Source organism: Pseudomonas sp. PDM03, from assembly GCF_014852385.1.
In the GTDB taxonomy this organism is placed as follows: Bacteria; Pseudomonadota; Gammaproteobacteria; order Pseudomonadales; family Pseudomonadaceae; genus Aquipseudomonas; species Aquipseudomonas migulae.
This window is the reverse complement of sequence record NZ_JACVBM010000017.1, coordinates 1-20234: the sequence shown is the minus strand read 5'-3', so window position 1 is coordinate 20234 and position 20234 is coordinate 1. Positions and strand designations below refer to the sequence as shown.

Below are 20234 nucleotides of genomic sequence, written 5' to 3'. Positions count from 1 at the left end.
CTGATCAGTGCTGCTGCAAATGCCCATACAGCTTGGCGTACAAACCACCCTCGGCAATCAATTGCTGATGGTCGCCATCCTCGGCAATTTGCCCGCCGTCGAATACCAGCACCCGGTCGGCCTGCTTCACGGCGGACAATCGGTGCGCAATGATCAGCGTAGTGCGGTGGCTCAGGAACCGCGCCAGCGCCTGGTGCAGGTTGTATTCGGTGGCGGCATCCAGCGCTGAAGTGGCCTCGTCGAGGATCACCACTTTCGGTTCGGCCAGCACCATCCTTGCAATCGCCAGGCGTTGGCGCTGACCGCCGGACAAGCGCACGCCGGAACGTCCAACGATACTGTCCAGGCCGTTGGGCAATTCCCGAACCGTGTTGTGCAGCTGCGCAATTTCCAGCGCCTGCCAGCAGGCCTCGTCGCTGCGCTCGCGCCCCATGGTCAGGTTGGCGCGGATGGTGTCGTTGAACAGCGCCGGATGTTGCAGGACCACCGCTACGTTTTCACGCACCGTTTCCAGGCCTATTTCCTGCTGGGTCGAACCGCCGAAGCGGATCGTCCCGGCCAGTGGCGTATACAAGCCCAGCAGCAATTGCACCAACGTACTTTTGCCACCGCCACTGGCGCCGACAATTGCGACTTTTTCACCAGGAGCGATGGACAGGTTCATCTGGTTCAACACCAGTTCGTCGCCGTAACCGAAACTCAATCCCTGAACTTCGATACCCACGGTTTCGCGACCGTTGAACGGGTCGACCCCACCCGGGTACTCAGGCTCATCGGCCCTTGCCAACAACTCATTGATTCGGGACAGCGCACCACCGGCGGCGTAATAGGCGTATTGCAGATTCAGCAGCTGTTCCACCGGGCCGATCATGAACCACAGGTAGCTGAACACCGCGAGCATCTGGCCGATGGACAGGTCGGAAAACAACACCGTGAGCATCGCCGCAGCGCGGAAAATATCGATGCCGAACTGGAACAGCAAACCGCTGGCCCGGTTCGAGGCGTCGGTTTTCCACTGGGAATTCACCGCGTAATCGCGCACTTCCCGCGCACGTTGGCCGAGACGCCCGAGGAAAAAACCCTGACGGTTGCCGGCGCGCACTTCCTGGATGGCGTCGAGGGTCTCGGTCAACGCCTGGGTGAAACGCGAGGTGCTGTCGTTCTCGAGTTTCTTCAGGTGCTTGACCCGCTTGCCCAGCAGCACCGTGGCATAGATCACCAGCGGGTTGAACAGCATGATCAGCAGCGCCAGTTTCCAGTGCATCCAGATCAGGATGCTCGCGGTGCCGATCAGGGTCAGCATGGCGACGAGAAACCGGCTGAGGGTTTCGCCGACGAACTTGTCCACCGTGTCCAGGTCCGTGACCAAGTGCGTGGTCACCGTGCCGCTGCCCAGGCTTTCGTATTCGCCCAATGAGATGCGCTTGAGGCGCTCGATCAGCCGCAGGCGGATGCGGTACACGATGTCTTTGGCCAGTGCCGCGAACAACTTGGCCTGCACCACGTTGAACAGCAAGGCACCGCAGCGCAGCAACAAGGTCACCAGCAGCATCAGGCCGATGTACCCCGCCGCTTTCTGCCAGCCTTCGGGCAGTGCGTGGTTCATGACTTTTAGCGCGGCGTCGCCATGGCCCAGCAGCACTTCGTCCACCAGCAAGGGCAAGAGCAAGGGAATCGGCACGCTGCACAACGTCGCCAGCACGGCCACGCCGTTGGCGATCCACAGGGATTTCTTGTGATGCAGGGCCAGGCGGCGGATTTCCGCCCAGCTCAGACGGTCGACACGTGCAGCGGTGGGGGCGTCGTCAGGCAGATCATGCACAGGCAGCGCGCTCCAGCCAGCGGCCGAGCAGCGGTGACAGTACGCTGAGAGGCTGATAGCCATTGGTCAACAACGCCAATTGACCATCACGCTCTGCCAGCAAGGTGGGGAAACCGGCGATGCCGAGGTCCTGCACCCAAGTGAAATCGGCCGCGGTCGCGGCATGTTGATCGGCGCGGTCGAACGCGGCTGCGAACTCGATGCGCGGCAAACCGGCTTGCTCCGCCAGTTCCACCAGCACACTGGCGTGGGTGACATCGCGCCCTTCTGCGTAAAACGCATGCTGGATCAGACCAAGCAGTTTCCACGCACAATCCGGCGCCAGGCTGCGCGCCGTCACCAACGCCCGACAGGCCGGCTCGGTGTCGTACACAAAGCCGTCGGGCAATGCACCTTCGATCTTGAACGGTTGACCGGTGGCCTCGGTGACCGCCTGCCAATGTTCCAGAATGTAGCGCCGGGTGGTCGGCTCCAGCGCCGAACCACTGCCGGTGCGCAAACCGCCCACAATCAAATGAACGTCCACACCCGCCGCCTGCGCCTGCTCGACCAGCGCATTGGCCACCGGCGCAAAGCCCCAGCACCAGGAACACATCGGGTCCATCACATAGAGCAGGCGGCGTGCAGACATGGTTCAAGCCTCGGAAGGGGTTTGCTTGTAGTTGTAGCCGATCGGGTGCGGCATGTTGCGAGCCTTGGCCAGTTCGATCTGCTTCTGCCGATCGATGGCACTGCGACGGGTCTTCTCGCTCAGCTTATCCCAGCAATGCGGGCAGCTGATGCCGGCCACATAGTGCTCGGACGCGCGGTCTTCAACACTAACCGGTGTACGACAGGCGTGACATTGATCGTAGTCACCTTCACTGAGGTCATGACGAACGGTCACGCGGTTATCGAACACGAAGCAGTCGCCCTGCCATTTGGTTTCTTCCTGCGGCACCTCTTCGAGGTACTTCAGAATGCCGCCCTTGAGGTGGTAGACCTCATCGAAACCCTGGCTGAGCATGTAGCTCGAAGCCTTTTCACAACGAATGCCGCCGGTGCAGAACATCGCGACTTTCTTGTGCACGGCCGGGTCGAAGTTGGCTTTGATGTAGTCGGGGAATTCGCGAAAACTGGTGGTTTTCGGATCGATGGCGCCTTCGAAGGTGCCAATCGAGACTTCGTAATCGTTGCGGGTGTCGATCAACAGTACTTCCGGATCGCTGATCAGCGCGTTCCAGTTCTCTGGATCAACGTAGGTGCCGACCTTTTTGTTCGGGTCCACGCCTTCGACGCCGAGGGTGACGATTTCTTTCTTGAGTTTGACTTTGGTGCGATAGAACGGCTGCTCGTCGCAGTACGACTCTTTGTGGTCGATGTCGTCCATGCGCGGGTCGTTCTTGAGCCACGCCATCAGCCCGTCGATGCCTTCGCGGCTGCCGGACACGGTGCCGTTGATGCCTTCTTCGGCGATCAGCAGCGTGCCTTTGATGCCGTTGTCGACCATGGCCTGCAGCAGCGGCTCGCGCAGGTCGACGTAGTTTTCCAGGGTGACGAACTTATACAGTGCCGCCACGACAATCTGTTGTGTCATGGGTGATTCTCCAGGTGGCTACCCTCGTAAGGGGTGAACCGGATGCGAAAAAAAACGCGCCGGGTAAGCGGCGCGTTGCGGATTCTAGCAAAAATTGTGGGAGCCGGCTTAATGTCGACTATCCACACCTCTTTGTAGGAGCCGGCTTGCTGCGGGCGGCGTTCCGACAATAGCGTCCGAACAGCCAGCAAAGATGTCGACTGATCCACCGTCATCGCCAGCAAGCCGGCTCCTACAAAAGGCAGCGCCGAAGATGGCGCATTTGATTAGTGCGAGCCGCCGGCACAGGTCGGCGAGGCCGGAGCCGTGTCGATCTGTGCCCATTCCTCAGGCGTGTAGGTATGCAGCGCCAACGCATGGAACTCGCCCATCAGCTCGCCGAGCGTGCCGTAGACTTTCTGGTGACGCTTGACGCGGTTGAGCCCTTCGAACTGCTGGCTGACCACCACGGCCTTGTAATGGGTCTGCAACCCACGACTGTGCATATGGCTTTCATCCAGCACTTGCAGGTGCTCGGGCTGTAACAGGCCCAGCGTCGATTCGATGCGTTGTTGCATGGTCATACCGAACTCCGCTTAAGGCTTTTTCTTGGCAGCAGGTGCAGCGGCGTTAGCCTTAGGGTCCAGCTCGTTGGTCATGTCAGCCAACAGCTTGTTGACCACTGGCACGGCGCTTTCGAGCTTGGCCTGGGTCATCTGGGCCGATTGCTGGGTCAGCTGCGGCATTTTTTCCAGGACTTTCTTGCCCAGTGGCGACTGGTAGAACGCGACCAGGTCCTTGAGCTCGGATTCGCTGAAGTTGGAGGTGTACAGCTTGACCATGTCCGGCTTCAGCTTGTTCCAGCCAATGGCTTGATCCAGAGCGGCGTTGGCTTTGGCCTGGTAGGTTTCCAGCAAGGCTTTTTTCGATTCAGGGGCTTTGGTCTGTTCAAAGCGCTGAGCGAACATTTGCTGCACTTGCATGTACACCGGAGTGCCCAATTTGTCAGCGTGCGCCAGGGTCAGGAAAGCTTCGGCACTGGCGTTGTGGCTGGCGGTATCGGCAAAAACAGGGCCGCTGGCGCAAACCAGTGCAACCGCGGTACAGATGGCACGAAGACGAGTCATCGAGTTTCCTTTTCTAGCAGGCGAGGTAAAACCCCAAGGGCGTCCATTCTGCGCCTAAAAAAGTGTGTCGCTCAACCCCAAGCCTTGTCGTGCCTGAATTAGAGGGGTTGAATGGTCAAAATACTGACCGATGGAACCACGGCCGGCGATCACGGCCTAAACTGCGCTATCAGACTGACAGGAGTGTGCATGATGAGCCGTATCGAAACCGACAGCCTTGGCCAGGTGGAAGTGCCGGATGAGGCCTACTGGGGCGCTCAGACGCAACGCTCGCTGATTAACTTCGCCATCGGCAACGAGCGCATGCCGCTGGCGGTGCTGCATGGGCTGGCGCTGATCAAGAAAGCCGCGGCGCGGGTCAATGACCGCAACGGCGACCTGCCCGCCGACATCGCCCGGCTGATCGAACAGGCCGCCGACGAAGTGCTCGACGGCAAACACGACGACCAGTTCCCGCTGGTGGTCTGGCAGACCGGCAGCGGCACCCAGAGCAACATGAACGTCAACGAAGTGATCGCCGGGCGCGCCAACGAATTGGCTGGCAACCCGCGCGGCGGCAAGGTGCCGGTGCACCCCAACGATCACGTCAACCGCTCGCAGAGCTCCAACGACTGCTTCCCCACCGCGATGCACATCGCCGCCGCGCAGGCGGTGCAGAACCATTTGCTGCCGGCGATCAGCGAACTGTCGGGCGGTCTGGCCGAGCTGTCCGCGCGGTACATGAAGCTGGTAAAGACCGGCCGCACCCACATGATGGATGCGACGCCAATCACCTTCGGCCAGGAACTCTCGGCTTACATCGCGCAACTGGATTACGCCGAACGGGCGATCCGCAGCGCCCTGCCCGATGTGTGTGAACTGGCCCAGGGCGGCACCGCCGTCGGCACCGGGCTGAATTCGCCGCACGGTTTTGGCGAAGCGATTGCCTCCGAGCTGGCTGCGCTCTCCGGCCTGCCGTTTGTCACCGCTCCGAATAAATTCGCCGCATTGGCAGGGCATGAACCGCTGACCACGCTGTCCGGCGCGCTGAAAACCCTCGCCGTGACCCTGATGAAAATCGCCAACGACCTGCGCTTGTTGGGTTCCGGGCCACGTGCCGGTTTCGCTGAAGTGAAATTGCCGGCCAACGAACCCGGCAGTTCGATCATGCCCGGCAAGGTCAACCCGACTCAGTGCGAAGCCCTGTCGATGCTCGCATGCCAGGTGTTGGGCAACGACGTGGCCATCGGTTTCGCCGCAAGCCAGGGGCATCTGCAACTGAACGTGTTCAAACCGGTGATCATCCACAACCTGCTGCAATCGATCCGCTTGCTGGGCGATGGCTGCAGCAACTTCCAACAGCATTGCATCGCCGGCCTGGAGCCGGATGCCGAGAAAATGGCCGAGCATCTGGAGCGTGGGTTGATGCTGGTGACGGCGCTGAACCCGCATATCGGTTACGACAAGTCGGCGGAAATTGCCAAGAAGGCCTATGCCGAAGGGCTGACGTTGCGGGAGGCGGCGTTGCAGTTGGGGTATCTGACCGATGAACAGTTTGATGCGTGGGTGCGGCCGGAGAATATGCTGGAGGCTGGGGCCAAGGGCTAATTTTTTCAGCGCCTGACAGTCCGTCATCGCGAGCAAGCTTGCTCCTACAAGTTATGTGTCGGTCGCAGATTTTGTGATCGACACAACCCCTGTAGGAGCAAGCTTGCTCGCGATGAACGATAACGCGGTCTAACTGGCCGCCATCCGAACCTTCCGCGCCTTGAGCCCCGCAATCAACGAAGGCCCCAACGCCACCAGCGCCGACCCCAGCACCACCAGCACCGCCCCGCCATACCCCAGGCCATTGATCGTTTCGGCATGCACATACTCCGGCCATAACCAGGCCGCCATGGCCACCGCCGCGAACGTCACCAACGGCGTGATTGCCAGCGTCGCACTCACCCGCGAGGCTTCCCAGTGCGCCAGCGCTTCGGCAAATGCGCCATACGCAATCAGGGTGTTCATGCAGCAGGCCAGCAACAGCCAGCCTTGCAGCGGATTCAGTTGCAGCGCTTCCAGCGGGTGTACCCACGGGGTCAGCAACAACCCGCAGAACAGGTAAATCACCATCATCACCTGCAACGAATTCCACACCGTCAGCAACTGCTTCTGCCCCAGGGCATAGAACGTCCAGACCGTGGACGCCAACAACACCAGCAGCACACCCGCCGTGTAGTCGCTCAGCGAGGTGAACAACTCAACCAGACGCTGGTTGAAAAACAGTCCGAAACCGATCAGCAATACCAGCAGGCCAATCCCCTGCCCCACGCTGAAGCGTTCCTTGAACACAAACAGACTGGCGATCAGCAACATGATCGGGCCCATCTGCACCACCAATTGCGCCGTGCCAGGGCTGAGCAGGTTCAAGCCCATCAAGTACAGGACGTAGTTGCCCACCAGACCGAGCACCGCCATCACCACCAGCCAGCCACCGCGCGGGCCGAGCACTTTGCGGCTCGGCAGGCGTCGGGTCGCTGCCAGGTAAATGAACAGGCAGCCGCCGGACACCATCAGGCGAAACCAGGTCACCGTGACCGGGTCCATCACCAGCAGCACTTGCTTGAGTTTGATCGGCAGGATTCCCCACAAAAACGCAGTCAACAAGGCCAGGAACAGACCATAAACCCAGCGCCCCGATGAAATGTGCATGCGTACCTCAAAGCCAGATGGCAAGAGCCGTCATTCTAGGCCCAGCGGTGCCTGGTACACAGGGACAGTTGGCTGCCGGACGCAAATGAAACTGTGCGGGTCGCAGCAATAAATTGGCGATGTGCCGCTGATCGGCTGGCCAGGCGTTGCAAGTGGTTCATGCATAAGCTCATTGGATCCGCCAACAGCAACCCCCTTCAGGAGACCGCCATGTACGGCATGCGCGCCCAGGACAACGCCCCCGCCGTGCACTTTCGCAGTGACCGGATGTGTCGGGTGAACGGAGAGTTGTATTTCAGTACCCGGGAAAACACCCTGGAGGGGCCGTTTGAAAACCCGGAGGCGGCGGCGCGGGAGATTGAGGCTTATATCGAGCGGATGCGGAATTTGAGTGCCAGTCGTTAAACCGCGGCGCTCCCATCGCCGGCAAGCCGGTCTCGCTCCCACATTGGAATGCAATCCACTGTGGGAGCGAGACCGGCTTGCCGGCGATGGCGATGTAATAATCACCACAAACTTTAAGGCTTAACGCACCGCTTCAAACAACCCAGTCGCGCCCATCCCGCCACCCACGCACATGGTGACGATGCCGTAGCGCAATTTACGTCGCTGCAATTCCCGCACAAGATGCCCGACCTGACGCGACCCGGTCATGCCGAACGGGTGACCGATGGAAATCGAGCCGCCATTGACGTTGTACTTCTCGTTATCGATCCCCAGCCGGTTGCGGCTGTACAGGCATTGCGAGGCGAACGCTTCGTTGAGTTCCCACAGGTCAATGTCGGCCACCTGCAAACCCTTGGCCTTGAGCAGCTTCGGCACCGAAAACACCGGGCCGATGCCCATTTCATCCGGTTCGCAGCCCGCCACGGTGAAACCACGGAAGAACGCCTTCGGCTTCAACCCCAGTTCCAGCGCTTTTTCCAGGCTCATCACCAGGGTCATGGACGCACCGTCGGACAGCTGCGACGAGTTGCCCGCCGTCACCGAACCGTCTTCGGCAAATACCGGCTTCAACCCGGCCAGACTTTCCAGGGTCGTGTCCGGACGGTTGCAGTCGTCGCGGTCAACGACACCATCGAGGATCTGCACCTGCCCGGTGGCCTTGTCTTCAACCCGATACTTCACCGCCATTGGCACGATTTCGTCGTCGAACAACCCGGCGGCCTGCGCCTGAGCGGTGCGCTGCTGACTTTGCAGGGCGTACAGATCCTGTTCTTCGCGGCTGACGTTGTAACGACGCGCAACGATTTCGGCGGTCTGGCCCATGGGGAAGTAGATACCCGGCACCTGTTCTTTCAGCAGCGGGTTGATCAGGTTGTCGGTGTTGACGCTTTTCATGGTCAGGCTGATGGATTCGACGCCACCGGCGACGATGATATCGCTGCAGCCCGAAGCGATCTGGTTGGCAGCGATGGCAATCGCCTGCAAGCCCGATGAGCAGAAACGGTTGAGGGTCATGCCGGCGGTGCCGGTGCCCAGGCGCGACAGCACCGCGACGTTGCGACCGATGTTGTAGCCCTGGGCGCCTTCGTTGGAGCCGGCGCCGACGATGCAATCCTCGACGCTGGCCGGGTCGATGCCCGAGCGCGCCAGCAGTGCATTGACGCAGTGAGCCGCCATGTCGTCCGGACGGGTCTGGTTGAACTTGCCGCGAAAGGACTTGGCCAGGCCGGTCCGCACGCTGTCGACGATCACCACTTCACGCATGGCATACCTCATTATTGTTGTCGGTTGAGAGTGGATCGAGCATAAGTCCAGCCGTGACCGGTCGCGACAATCATTCACCCCGCGTATGCGTCACCATCGGTTCAAGTCTTGGGCTTTTTCAGTTTCTTTTCATGCTTGTCGGACTTTTCGAACGCCGCTTCCAGCGCCTGGTTGAGCGTGCGCAAAACCTTGACCCGCGCCCAGCGCTTGTCGTTGGCTTCCACCAGCGTCCAGGGGGAAATTTCGGTGCTGGTACGGTCGACCATGTCGCCGACCGCGGCGCGATAGGCCTCCCACTTATCCCGATTGCGCCAGTCGTCTTCGGTGATTTTGAAGCGCTTGAAGGGGATCTGTTCGCGCTCTTCGAAGCGCTCAAGTTGCGTCTGTTTGTCGATGGCCAGCCAGAACTTGACCACGATCACTCCGGCATCGGCGACCTGCTCTTCGAAGTCGTTGATCTCACCGTAGGCGCGCAGCCAGTCGGCCGGGCTGCAAAAGCCTTCGATACGCTCCACCAGCACCCGGCCATACCAGGAACGGTCGAACACGGTGAATTTGGCCCGTGCCGGAATATGTCGCCAGAAACGCCACAAATACGGATGCGCCCGCTCCTCTTCGGTGGGCGCAGCAATCGGCACGATGCTGTATTGCCGAGGATCGAGCGCGGCGGCCACCCGGCGGATCGCCCCGCCCTTGCCGGCCGCGTCGTTGCCTTCGAACACGGCGATCAAGGCGTGGCGGCGCATGCGTTTGTCACGCATCAAACCGGAAAAACGCGCCTGCTCGGTGATCAGTTGCTCTTCGTAGTCTTCCTTTTCCAGGTGCTGGTTCAGGTCGAGGCTGTCGAGCAGGTTCACCAGATCGACACTGCTGGCCAATGGTGCGGCGCTGACTTTATCCGGGTGGATCTTCGGCCTTTTCAAGGCGCCTTGCAGACCTTCAAGCAGAATCTTGCCGACCGCCAGGCTCCGATAGCGCGGGTCCATCCCGGCGATCACATGCCACGGCGCATAGTCGCGGCTGGTGCGGCGCAGAATGCGTTCGCCATACTTGACGAACTTGTCGTAAGTCTCCGATTGCTGCCAGTCCAGCGGGCTGATGCGCCAGCTGTGCAGCGGGTCGTCGGCCAGGGCCTTGAGGCGGTCCTTCATTTGCTTCTTGGACAGGTGAAACCAGAACTTGAAGATCAGCGCGCCTTCGTCGCACAACATCTTTTCCAGGCGTTCGGCACCGTTGATGCTCTGATCGAACCGGGGTTCCTTGATCACGCCATGAACCCGGGCCTGCAACATCTGGCTGTACCAGTTACCAAAGAAGATGCCCATGCGGCCCTTGGCCGGAAGCATCCGCCAGTAGCGCCAGGCCGGTGGTCGCGCCAGTTCTTCGTCGGTCTGCTGATCGAACGTGCGGACCTCGATCAGGCGCGGGTCCATCCACTCGTTGAGCAGCTTCACGGTCTCGCCCTTGCCGGCGCCTTCGATGCCGTTGATCAAAATGATCACCGGAAAGCGTTTTTGCTGCTGAAGTTCGAACTGCGCCTCGAGCAACGCTTCACGCAGCGCCGGCACTTCGGCTTCATAGGTTTCTTTGTCGATGACGTGACCGATTTCAGCAGATTCGAACATGGGACGGCTCCTTCCAGGATTGAACAAGACTAGCGGATTGACCTCTCCTGCGTGGGAGAAATCCCATTTTCACTGCCTGGCCAGATCCGGACGTTGCCATGGATCAAGCAGCGACTCGGCGATCGGCTAGAATGGTCGCCTTGCCGTTGCCGAGCCTGCCATGAAACCTGTACTGCCCCACGCCCAGCTCGACTGGGACGACCAAGGTCTCCCGCGCTCGCGGGTGTTCGATGATGTGTATTTTTCCAACCTGTCCGGGCTGGACGAAACCCGTTACGTCTTCCTCGAACAGAACGCGTTGCGTGAGCGTTTCGCGGCGTTGCCGGTGGGCGGGAAACTGGTGATCGGCGAAACCGGTTTTGGTACCGGGTTGAATTTCCTGTGCGCCTGGCAGTTGTTCGAGCAGCACGCTGTGGCCGGTGCGCGGTTGCATTTTGTCAGTGTCGAAAAGTACCCGCTGAGCCTGCCCGATCTGCAGCGGGCGCTGGCCTTGTGGCCGGAGCTCAAACCGTTTGCCGATCAACTGTTGGCGCAATACGTGGCGATCCATCAAGGTTTCCAGCGCCTGATTCTCGACCACGGACGCATCACCCTGACGCTGCTGATCGGCGATGTACTGGAACAGTTGCCACAGCTGGACGCGCAGATCGATGCCTGGTTTCTCGACGGTTTCGCCCCGGCGAAAAACCCCGACATGTGGACGGCCGAACTGTTTGTCGAGCTGGCCCGACTCGCGGCGCCCGGCTCGACCATCAGCACCTTCACCAGCACCGGTTGGGTGCGTCGACTGTTGAATGCCGCAGGCTTCAAGATGAAACGCACGCCCGGCATCGGCCACAAATGGGAAATCCTGCGCGGGGTGTTTCTCGGTTGGCCTGAGGAGGTCACGAAACCCGTCATGGTAAAACCGTGGTTTGCGCGTCCGGCCCCCCTGACCGGCGAACGTCGTGCCCTGGTGATTGGCGCCGGCCTCGCCGGTTGCGCGACAGCCGCCAGCCTCGCGGCGCGGGGTTGGCAAGTCAGTCTGCTGGAGCGTCACGGCGCACTGGCGCAGGAAGCCTCGGGCAATCCTCAAGGGGTTTTGTACCTCAAGCTTTCCGCCCATGGCACCGCGTTGTCACAATTGATCGTCAGCGGGTTCGGCCACACCCGTCGCTTGCTTGAGCAGTTGCATCGAGGTCTCGACTGGGACGACTGCGGCGTGCTGCAACTGGCCTTCAATGCCAAGGAAGCGGAGCGTCAGGCGCAATTGGCCGCAGCGTTTCCCGAAGACTTGCTGCACACGCTCGATCAAGCGCAGGCCGAAATCCGCGCCGGCATCGCGCTGCAATCGGGTGGCCTGTTCTACCCCGAAGGCGGCTGGGTGCACCCGCCCGCCCTGTGCCAATGGCAAGCGGCGCACCCGAACATACAGATCCTGACCCATCGCGAGGTGCTGGAGTTGCGCCGAGCGCACGGACACTGGCAAGCCCTGGATGGCGAAACCGTGCTGGCCGATGCCCCGGTGGTGGTACTGGCTGGCGCCGCCGAGATCAAGCGTTTCACTTACAGCAGCGAGTTGCCGCTCAAACGCATTCGTGGACAAATCACTCGCCTGCCACAGACGACTGAAAGCCAGGCACTGGGCACCGTCGTCTGCGCCGAAGGTTATGTCGCGCCAGCTCGTTTGGGTGAACACACCCTGGGCGCCAGTTTCGATTTCAACTCCGATGACCTGACCCCGACCGCTGCCGAACATGCAGGCAATCTGCAAATGCTCGAAGAAATCTCGGTAGACCTGGTCGCTCGGCTCGGCGCAAATGCATTGCAACCTGAAGCACTTGAAGGCCGCGCAGCGTTTCGTTGCACCAGCCCGGACTACTTGCCGATTGTCGGCCCACTGGCCGACGGTCAGGCGTTCGCCGACGCCTACAGCGCCTTGAGCAAGGATGCCCGGCAAACACCGGACATCCCTTGCCCATGGCTGGACGGCTTGTATGTCAACAGCGGCCACGGCTCCCGGGGTTTGATCACCGCGCCGTTGTCAGGCGAATTGCTCGCCGCGTGGCTGGATGACGAACCGCTGCCATTGCCCAGAGCCGTGGCCGAGGCGTGCCATCCGAACCGTTTCGCCTTGCGCCGATTGATTCGAGGCAAATGAGGCACCTGGCTGCCGGGCATACGAGGTTTTGTACTTAAAGCCTTGGCACGCACCCAGCACCCTTATTACTTATCGATCTAAAACTCCCACGATCCCACCGGGTCAGTTTCTGGGTACCTGCCCTTTGGGCGCGGTATCGATTGACCCTCCCCAACGGAAAAACCGGTAAGGACTTTATGTGCGGATTAGCTGGCGAGTTACGCTTTGATCATCAACCTGCAGACCTTGCAGCCGTTGAACGAATCACCCATCACCTGGCGCCTCGCGGCCCTGACGCGTGGGGTTTTTACAGCCAGGGGCCGATTGCCCTTGGTCATCGTCGCCTGAAAATCATGGACCTGTCGGACGGCTCGGCGCAGCCGATGGTCGACCATCAACTGGGCCTGTCCCTGGCCTTCAACGGCGCGATCTACAACTTCCCCGAACTGCGCACCGAACTTGAATCCCTCGGTTACGCCTTCTATTCCGGCGGCGACACCGAAGTGCTGCTCAAGGGCTACCACGCCTGGGGCGAAGCGCTGTTGCCCAAGCTCAACGGCATGTTTGCCTTCACTATCTGGGAGCGCGACGCCAAGCGCCTGTTCATCGCCCGTGACCGTCTCGGCGTGAAGCCGCTGTACCTGTCGCGCACCGGCCAGCGCCTGCGCTTTGCTTCTGCGCTGCCGGCGTTGCTCAAGGGCGGCGATATCAATCCGATCCTCGATCCGGTGGCGCTCAATCATTACCTGAACTTCCACGCGGTGGTCCCGGCGCCGCGCACCTTGCTCGCCGGCATCGAAAAGCTGCCGCCCGCCACCTGGATGCGCATCGAAGCGGACGGCACCACCGAGCAGAAAACCTGGTGGACCCTGCCCTACGGCCCACACGAGGATGAGAAGAATCTGACCCTCGAAGACTGGCGCGACCGCGTACTCGACAGCACCCGCGATGCGGTGGCGATTCGTCAACGGGCAGCGGTGGACGTCGGCGTGTTGCTGTCCGGTGGCGTCGATTCGAGCATGCTCGTCGGGCTGTTGCGGGAGGTCGGCGTGGAGAACCTGTCGACCTTCTCCATCGGTTTCCAGGATGCCGGCGGCGAGCGCGGTGACGAGTTCCAGTATTCGGACCTGATCGCCCGGCATTACGGCACCCAACACCATCAACTGCGCATCGACGAAAAAGAAATCATCGAGCAACTGCCCGCCGCCTTCCGCGCGATGAGCGAACCGATGGTCAGCCATGACTGCATCGCGTTCTATCTGTTGTCCCGCGAAGTGGCCAAGCATTGCAAAGTGGTACAAAGCGGCCAGGGGGCGGACGAATTGTTCGCCGGTTATCACTGGTATCCGCAGGTCGATGGCGCGGCCGATCCGTACGCGGCGTATCGCGATGCGTTCTTCGACCGCAGCTACGAGGATTACGCCGCCACCGTACAGCCGAAATGGCTGACCGCGAATGACGCCGCCGGCGACTTAGTGAAGGAACATTTCGCACAGCCCGGTGCCGATGCGGCGGTGGACAAAGCCTTGCGTCTGGACAGCACGGTGATGCTGGTGGACGACCCGGTCAAACGCGTCGACAACATGACCATGGCCTGGGGCCTGGAGGCACGCACGCCGTTTCTCGACTATCGCCTGGTGGAATTGTCAGCCAGGGTGCCGGGCAAATTCAAACTGCCGGACGGCGGCAAGCAAGTGCTGAAAGAAGCGGCGCGACTGGTGATTCCGAGTGAAGTCATCGACCGTAAAAAGGGTTACTTCCCGGTGCCGGGCCTCAAGCATTTGCAGGGCGACACGCTGAACTGGGTGCGCGAATTGCTGCTGGACCCGAGCCAGGATCGCGGCCTGTTCAACCCGGCGATGCTCGACCGTTTGCTGACCGATCCACAAGGCCAGTTGACCCCGTTGCGCGGCTCGAAGCTGTGGCAATTGGCGGCGCTGAACCTGTGGCTCAGTGAACAAGGAATCTGATCGATGAAACCTCACGCCACGGCGTACAGCCAACGCTTGTTGCGCGGTCAGGCGCCCTCCTACGAACGCTTGCAGGCGCGTCTCGCTGAAGACGGCAGTGAACTCGCTACCGCGCCGATTGCCGTGCATTGCGGCTGGGGCCGGTTGTTGATCGGCCATACGTTCCCCGACCCGGCGAGCCTCGCCCAAGAGTTGCTCAATGAGCAACCGGGCGAACGCGACATCGCCCTCTATGTCGCCGCGCCCCAGCAAGTGCTGGGGCTGGAGCCGGCCCAGTTGTTTCTCGATCCGTCGGACACCTTGCGCTTGTGGTTCAGCGATTACCGACAGGCGACCCGTGTGTTTCGCGGCTTTCGCATTCGTCGTGCGCAAGGTGATGCCGACTGGCAGGCGATCAATCAGTTGTATCAGGCGCGTGGCATGTTGCCGATCGACGCCCGTCTGCTGACCCCGCGTCATCTGGGCGGCCCGGTGTACTGGCTGGCCGAGGACGAGGACAGCGGCGCGGTCATCGGCAGTGTCATGGGCCTCAATCATCACAAGGCGTTCAACGATCCGGAAAACGGCAGCAGCCTCTGGTGCCTGGCGGTCGATCCGCACTGTTCGCGGCCCGGCGTCGGTGAAGTGCTGGTACGGCATTTGATCGAACACTTCATGAGCCGTGGCCTGAGTTACCTGGACCTGTCCGTGCTGCACGACAATCGCCAGGCGAAAAGTCTTTACGCCAAGCTCGGTTTTCGCAACCTGTCGACCTTTGCGATCAAGCGCAAGAACGGCATTAACCAACCGTTGTTTCTCGGCCCCGGTCCTGAAGCCGAGTTCAACCCCTACGCGCGAATCATCGTCGAGGAAGCCCATCGGCGCGGCATTGATGTGCAGGTCGATGATGCCGAGACCGGGATGTTTACCCTCAGCCACGGCGGACGGCGGGTACGTTGCCGCGAGTCGCTGAGTGACCTGACCAGCGCCATCAGCATGAGCCTGTGCCAGGACAAAAGCCTGACGCACAAAGTGTTGAAGGCGGCCGGTCTGAATCTGCCGAGCCAGCAACTGGCGGGCAACGCCGATGACAACCTGGCGTTTCTCGACGAGCACGAGCGGGTGGTGGTCAAGCCGCTGGATGGCGAACAGGGTCAAGGGGTAGCGGTGGATCTGCGGACCATCGAAGACGTCCAGCAAGCCATCGAAGCAGCCCGTCAGTTCGACAGCCGCGTGCTGCTGGAAAGCTTTCACGAAGGCCTCGACCTGCGGATTCTGGTGATCGGGTTTGAGGTGGTGGCGGCGGCGATTCGCCGACCGGCCGAAGTGGTGGGCGACGGGCAGCATTCCATCGGTGCGCTGATTGACGCCCAGAGCCGGCGTCGGCAAGCGGCCACCAGTGGTGAAAGCAAAATCCCGCTGGACCACGAGACTGAACGCACGTTGCAGGCAGCGGGTTACGACTACAGCAGCATTCTGCCGGCGGGTGAACACTTGTTCGTACGGCGTACGGCGAATCTTCATACCGGCGGTGTTCTTGAAGATGTCACGACGATCCTGCATCCGACGCTGGCGGAGGCCGCCGTGCGCGCGGCGCGGGCGCTGGACATTCCGATGGTCGGGCTCGACCTGATGGTGCCGGCGGCGGATCAGGCGCATTACGTGTTTATCGAAGCCAATGAACGCGCCGGCCTGGCCAACCATGAGCCGCAGCCGACAGCCGAGCGGTTTGTGGATCTGTTGTTTCCGCATAGTCAGCCGGCGGTCTCATAAGTATGTATTCCTGGGCTGACGCCATCGCTGGCAAGCCAGCTCCTGTAGGAGCCGGCTTGCTGGCGATGACGGCCTCACAGACACCACAAATTCCCCTCATCGAAACCATCGATGCGCTCAACTCATCAGGAGTTTCCATGACCCATAAAATCCCGGAACCCGACCTCAACTACCTGCAAAAAGTCCTCCTGGAAATGCTCGCCATTCCGAGCCCGACCGGTTTCACCGACACCATCGTGCGATACGTCGCCGAGCGGCTTGAAGAGCTGGGCATTCCTTTCGAGATGACTCGCCGCGGCACCATCCGCGCCACGCTCAAGGGCAAGAAAAACAGCCCCGACCGCGCCGTTTCCGCCCACCTCGACACCATCGGCGCCGCCGTTCGCGCAGTGAAAGACAACGGTCGCCTGACCCTGGCGCCAGTCGGCTGCTGGTCCAGCCGTTTCGCCGAGGGCAGCCGCGTCAGCCTGTTTACCGACAACGGTGTTATCCGTGGCAGCGTGTTGCCGTTGATGGCGTCCGGGCATGCGTTCAACACGGCGGTGGACGAGATGCCGATCAGCTGGGATCACATCGAACTGCGCCTCGACGCGTACTGCGCGACCCGCGCCGATTGCGATTCACTGGGGATCAGCGTCGGCGATTTCGTCGCGTTCGACCCGTTGCCGGAGTTCACCGAAAGCGGCCACATCAGCGCCCGTCACCTCGACGACAAGGCCGGCGTTGCCGCGCTGCTGGCGGCACTTAAAGCGATCGTCGACAGTGGCGAAGAGCTGATGATCGACTGTCATCCGCTGTTCACCATCACCGAGGAAACCGGCAGCGGTGCAGCGGCGGCGTTACCGTGGGACGTCAGCGAATTCGTCGGCATCGACATCGCACCGGTCGCGCCCGGCCAGCATTCCAGTGAACATGCGGTCAGCGTGGCGATGCAGGATTCCGGCGGGCCTTATGACTATCACTTGTCACGGCACCTGCTGCGACTGGCCAGCGACAACGAGTTGCCGGTGCGCCGCGACCTGTTTCGCTACTATTTCAGCGATGCTCATTCGGCGGTCACCGCCGGCCATGACATTCGCACCGCCCTGCTCGCCTTCGGATGCGACGCGACTCACGGCTACGAACGCACCCACATCGACAGCCTCGCGGCGCTCAGTCGCCTGCTCGGCGCCTACATCCTCAGCCCGCCGGTGTTCGCCAGCGATGCGCAACCGGCCAAGGGTTCGCTGGACCGGTTCAGTCATCAGATCGAACATGACACGCAGATGGAAAGCGATACGCGGGTGCCTTCGGTGGATAGTCTGGTGGGGCAGCGCTCCGATAGTTGATCCGGCATTTTCGTTGACTGATCGATCGCTATCGCCAGCAAGCCGGCTCCTACAGGGTTTGAGTTGTTCTCCAATCCTGAACGACGCAGACCTGTAGGAGCCGGCTTGCTGGCGATGGCGATCTGACAGACACCCCATCAGACGCAGACTAGCCGCCACCCATCATTCGCCGTAGCATCGCGCCATTGTTTAGCCGAGGTGCCTATGCTGATTCCCCACGACCAACTTGAAGTCGACACCCTGACCCGCCTGATCGAGGATTTCGTGACCCGTGACGGCACCGATAACGGCGATGACACGCCGCTGGAAACCCGCGTATTGCGTGTTCGCCAGGCCCTGACCAAAGGTCAGGCGCTGATTGTCTTCGACCCGGAAAGCGAGCAATGCCAGTTGATGCTCAAGCACGACGTGCCCAAGCATCTGTTCGACTGACGCCTTCATCGCCCTTTGGTTTTTGCCAGTTTGACCTGGATGCGCTTGTAGACTTCGGCACGGTGCACATTGACGCTTTGCGGCGCGTCGACGCCGAAGCGCACCGTGTTGCCGTTGACGGCGACAATACGCACCGAAATGTCGTCACCGATGGAAATCATTTCGCCCACAACGCGGCTGAGTACAAGCATGGCATTCGTCCTTCAGGGTTATCGAACCCTGAAGATGCCCGGCACACGGCGGGCCTTCAATGCGACGAGGGCAAAACAGTCCCGCCCTACAGCGCCAGGCGAACACCTCTTAAGGAAACGTCTTACAAACCGTGGCTTTGCTTCAGGCAGCGGAAAAACGCGGGCCGAACAGGATGACGCTTGCGCCGATCACACACAGCGCCACGCCGATCCAGTCAGAACCGAGCGGGCGAATCCGTTCGACCACTGCCAGCCAGCCAATCGACGCAATGATGTAGATGCCACCGTAGGCGGCATAAGCCCGCCCCGCGTAGCTCGTCTCGACACGGGTCAGCAGTAGCGCGAACAAGGTCAGGCTGAGCAGCGCCGGCACCACCCACCAGACGCTTTTGCCTTGGCGCAACCACATCCAGAAGGCAAAGCAGCCGGCGATTTCAAACAGCGCGGCAAGAAAAAACCACAGGTAATTGAGCATGCGAACGTCTCGCGAGGATGACCGATGGCGGCCACCCTAACGGCGACGTTGTATGCGGGCAAGTTCAGCCTGCGGTCTGTTTGGCCTTGGCGCGCATTTTATCGGCCATGAGGGTCATTTCGTCGTAAAGCAGTTGCGGGTTCTTCTGCTTCAGCGCCCAGGCCATACGGCCCTGTTCGTGGGGCAGGATCATGAATTCGCCGGCGGCGACGTGCTGATAGATGTAGTCGGCAATGTCAGCCGCACTAATCGGCGAACTTTCCAGCAACTTGCCAACCTGCGCTTTCATGGCGGGTGTCGGACCACGGAAAGAGTCCAGCAGGTTGGTCTGGAAGAACGACGGGCACACCACATGCACGCCAACTTCCTGATGCGCCAGTTCTATCAGCAGGCTTTCGGACAAAGCAACTACACCGGCCTTGGCCACGTTGTAGTTACTCATCGCCGGGCCTTGCATCAGGGCGGCCATCGACGCGATGTTGATGATCTTGCCTTTGCTTTTTTCCAGCAGCGGCAAGAACGCCTTGCAACCCTTGACCACGCCCATCAGGTTGATCGCGATCTGCCAGTCCCAGTCTTCCAGGGACAGTTCGCTGAAGAACCCACCCGAGGCGACACCGGCGTTGTTGACGATGACATCGATGCCGCCGAGCTTGACTTCACAGGCTTGGGCGAACGCGGTCAGTTGACTGTAATCGCGCACATCGCAACGCTGGATAAAGCCATCGCCGCCGGCTTCGCGAACCAGCTTCAGGGTTTCCTGCAGACCGGGTTCGCTGACATCCGACAAAGCCAGTTGCCAGCCTTCACGTGCCCAGCGCAGCGCGATTTCGCGACCCAGGCCCGAGCCCGCACCAGTGATCATCATGCGATTTTGCATAGCAAACAGCCTTGTTGTTCCGGGGAAGATGCGTCGAGTGTAGCGAAGGACCTTGCCCGACCCACGCTCCATCAGATTGCTGAATGGCGCGAGCAAACCACGAGCGCGCCTGTATCAACCAGGCCCCTGAAAACGAAATAAGCCTTTCTTCGAAAAACATTAAAAAAACTTGGAATTTTCTTTCAAGTGCACCGGTCGGATTTTGTAAGCAGCTCGGGTTTATTGCAGTCCAGCTGACAATTAACACCAGGCAATTTCAGAACACTTCCGACAAGGAAATAGACATGGGCACAATACTAATCATTATTCTGATCCTCCTGCTGGTAGGTGGTCTGCCGGTCTTCCCTCATTCCAGAAGTTGGGGTTATGGCCCGTCGGGTATCATCGGCGTGGTGTTGGTGGTGCTGTTGATTTTGCTGTTACTCGGCAAGATATAAAGATCTGACAGTGTCTAGTCCTGAAATAGGTTTACACCTGTTTCATCCCAGCGCCCGATGCATCGCATCGGGCGTTTTGTATTTCAAAGACTGGTGCGGACGCTCGTGGTTGTAGATCGATATTGATTCACTCAC

The 20234-nt window shown here is 60.6% G+C and carries 19 protein-coding genes and 1 pseudogene; 8 read left to right on the top strand and 12 right to left on the bottom strand.

All coding sequences use genetic code 11. The annotated features are described in order from the left end of the window. Positions 1-4: 4 nt before the first annotated feature. The 5 genes from IB254_RS21445 to IB254_RS21425 form a co-directional block, all read right to left on the bottom strand. On the bottom strand, positions 5-1822 hold the full coding sequence (locus tag IB254_RS21445; RefSeq protein WP_192419314.1) for an ABC transporter ATP-binding protein: 1818 nt from the start codon (positions 1820-1822) through the stop codon (positions 5-7). After that, entirely contained in the window at positions 1815-2453 is a 639-nt protein-coding gene (locus IB254_RS21440) for a DsbA family protein (protein WP_008035678.1), read from the bottom strand. Before IB254_RS21440 ends, IB254_RS21445 begins: the two co-directional genes overlap by 8 nt. 3 nt (positions 2454-2456) lie before the next feature. After that, positions 2457-3398: a rhodanese-related sulfurtransferase gene (locus IB254_RS21435; RefSeq protein ID WP_017340054.1), complete on the bottom strand. Its 942-nt coding sequence runs from the start codon at positions 3396-3398 to the stop codon at positions 2457-2459. Positions 3399-3664: 266 nt separating this feature from the next. Further along, a complete protein-coding gene (locus IB254_RS21430) occupies positions 3665-3961 on the bottom strand; it encodes a BolA family protein (RefSeq protein WP_008035680.1) in 297 nt (98 codons plus the stop codon). Positions 3962-3973: 12 nt separating this feature from the next. Next, positions 3974-4504, bottom strand: coding sequence for a DUF2059 domain-containing protein (locus tag IB254_RS21425; RefSeq protein ID WP_008035681.1), 531 nt, complete (start codon positions 4502-4504; stop codon positions 3974-3976). Positions 4505-4696: 192 nt separating this feature from the next. Between IB254_RS21425 and IB254_RS21420 the strand changes: the two genes are divergently transcribed. Next, a complete protein-coding gene (locus tag IB254_RS21420) occupies positions 4697-6091 on the top strand; it encodes a class II fumarate hydratase (protein ID WP_192419312.1) in 1395 nt (464 codons plus the stop codon). A gap of 129 nt (positions 6092-6220) precedes the next feature. Here IB254_RS21420 and IB254_RS21415 read toward each other — a convergent pair whose 3' ends face one another. Beyond that, positions 6221-7180: a DMT family transporter gene (locus tag IB254_RS21415; RefSeq protein WP_008040922.1), complete on the bottom strand. Its 960-nt coding sequence runs from the start codon at positions 7178-7180 to the stop codon at positions 6221-6223. Between the two features lie 210 nt (positions 7181-7390). Here IB254_RS21415 and IB254_RS21410 point away from each other — a divergent pair, with 210 nt between their 5' ends. After that, a complete protein-coding gene (locus tag IB254_RS21410) occupies positions 7391-7585 on the top strand; it encodes a DUF6316 family protein (protein ID WP_192419310.1) in 195 nt (64 codons plus the stop codon). Positions 7586-7705: 120 nt separating this feature from the next. Here IB254_RS21410 and IB254_RS21405 read toward each other — a convergent pair whose 3' ends face one another. Both IB254_RS21405 and pap read right to left on the bottom strand, forming a co-directional pair. Further along, the gene (locus IB254_RS21405) at positions 7706-8890 is read right to left on the bottom strand and encodes a thiolase family protein (RefSeq protein ID WP_192419308.1); all 1185 of its coding nucleotides are present in this window, start codon (positions 8888-8890) and stop codon (positions 7706-7708) included. 101 nt (positions 8891-8991) lie between these two features. Then, positions 8992-10515, bottom strand: coding sequence for a polyphosphate:AMP phosphotransferase (gene pap, locus IB254_RS21400; RefSeq protein ID WP_192419306.1), 1524 nt, complete (start codon positions 10513-10515; stop codon positions 8992-8994). Positions 10516-10675: 160 nt separating this feature from the next. Here pap and mnmC point away from each other — a divergent pair, with 160 nt between their 5' ends. The 5 genes from mnmC (at position 10676) to IB254_RS21375 (ending at position 18116) form a co-directional block, all read left to right on the top strand. After that, positions 10676-12655 (top strand): bifunctional tRNA (5-methylaminomethyl-2-thiouridine)(34)-methyltransferase MnmD/FAD-dependent 5-carboxymethylaminomethyl-2-thiouridine(34) oxidoreductase MnmC, encoded by a 1980-nt coding sequence (gene mnmC, locus IB254_RS21395; protein ID WP_192419304.1) that lies wholly within the window; start codon positions 10676-10678, stop codon positions 12653-12655. 176 nt (positions 12656-12831) lie between these two features. After that, positions 12832-14604 (top strand): N-acetylglutaminylglutamine amidotransferase, encoded by a 1773-nt coding sequence (locus tag IB254_RS21390; protein ID WP_192419303.1) that lies wholly within the window; start codon positions 12832-12834, stop codon positions 14602-14604. Positions 14605-14607: 3 nt separating this feature from the next. Next, the gene (gene ngg, locus IB254_RS21385; protein ID WP_192419302.1) at positions 14608-16356 is read left to right on the top strand and encodes an N-acetylglutaminylglutamine synthetase; all 1749 of its coding nucleotides are present in this window, start codon (positions 14608-14610) and stop codon (positions 16354-16356) included. A 137-nt stretch (positions 16357-16493) separates the two neighbouring features. After that, the gene (locus IB254_RS21380; protein WP_192227889.1) at positions 16494-17684 is read left to right on the top strand and encodes an osmoprotectant NAGGN system M42 family peptidase; all 1191 of its coding nucleotides are present in this window, start codon (positions 16494-16496) and stop codon (positions 17682-17684) included. 204 nt (positions 17685-17888) lie between these two features. Beyond that, the gene (locus IB254_RS21375; protein WP_003199186.1) at positions 17889-18116 is read left to right on the top strand and encodes a YheU family protein; all 228 of its coding nucleotides are present in this window, start codon (positions 17889-17891) and stop codon (positions 18114-18116) included. Between the two features lie 5 nt (positions 18117-18121). Here IB254_RS21375 and csrA read toward each other — a convergent pair whose 3' ends face one another. The 3 genes from csrA to IB254_RS21360 form a co-directional block, all read right to left on the bottom strand. Beyond that, positions 18122-18307, bottom strand: coding sequence for a carbon storage regulator CsrA (gene csrA / locus IB254_RS21370; protein WP_008034548.1), 186 nt, complete (start codon positions 18305-18307; stop codon positions 18122-18124). 142 nt (positions 18308-18449) lie between these two features. Beyond that, positions 18450-18782 (bottom strand): YnfA family protein, encoded by a 333-nt coding sequence (locus IB254_RS21365; protein ID WP_192419301.1) that lies wholly within the window; start codon positions 18780-18782, stop codon positions 18450-18452. Positions 18783-18846: 64 nt separating this feature from the next. Next, positions 18847-19662 carry an SDR family oxidoreductase gene (locus IB254_RS21360; RefSeq protein ID WP_008034550.1) on the bottom strand — a complete coding sequence of 272 codons (816 nt, stop codon included), beginning with the start codon at positions 19660-19662 and terminating at the stop codon, positions 18847-18849. Positions 19663-19940: 278 nt separating this feature from the next. On the opposite strand from IB254_RS21360, the gene IB254_RS21355 reads away from it, so the two are divergent. After that, on the top strand, positions 19941-20099 hold the full coding sequence (locus IB254_RS21355) for a DUF3309 family protein (protein WP_174602692.1): 159 nt from the start codon (positions 19941-19943) through the stop codon (positions 20097-20099). Between the two features lie 14 nt (positions 20100-20113). Here IB254_RS21355 and IB254_RS21350 read toward each other — a convergent pair. Then, positions 20114-20234: pseudogene (locus tag IB254_RS21350) on the bottom strand (integrase core domain-containing protein); the annotation flags it as partial.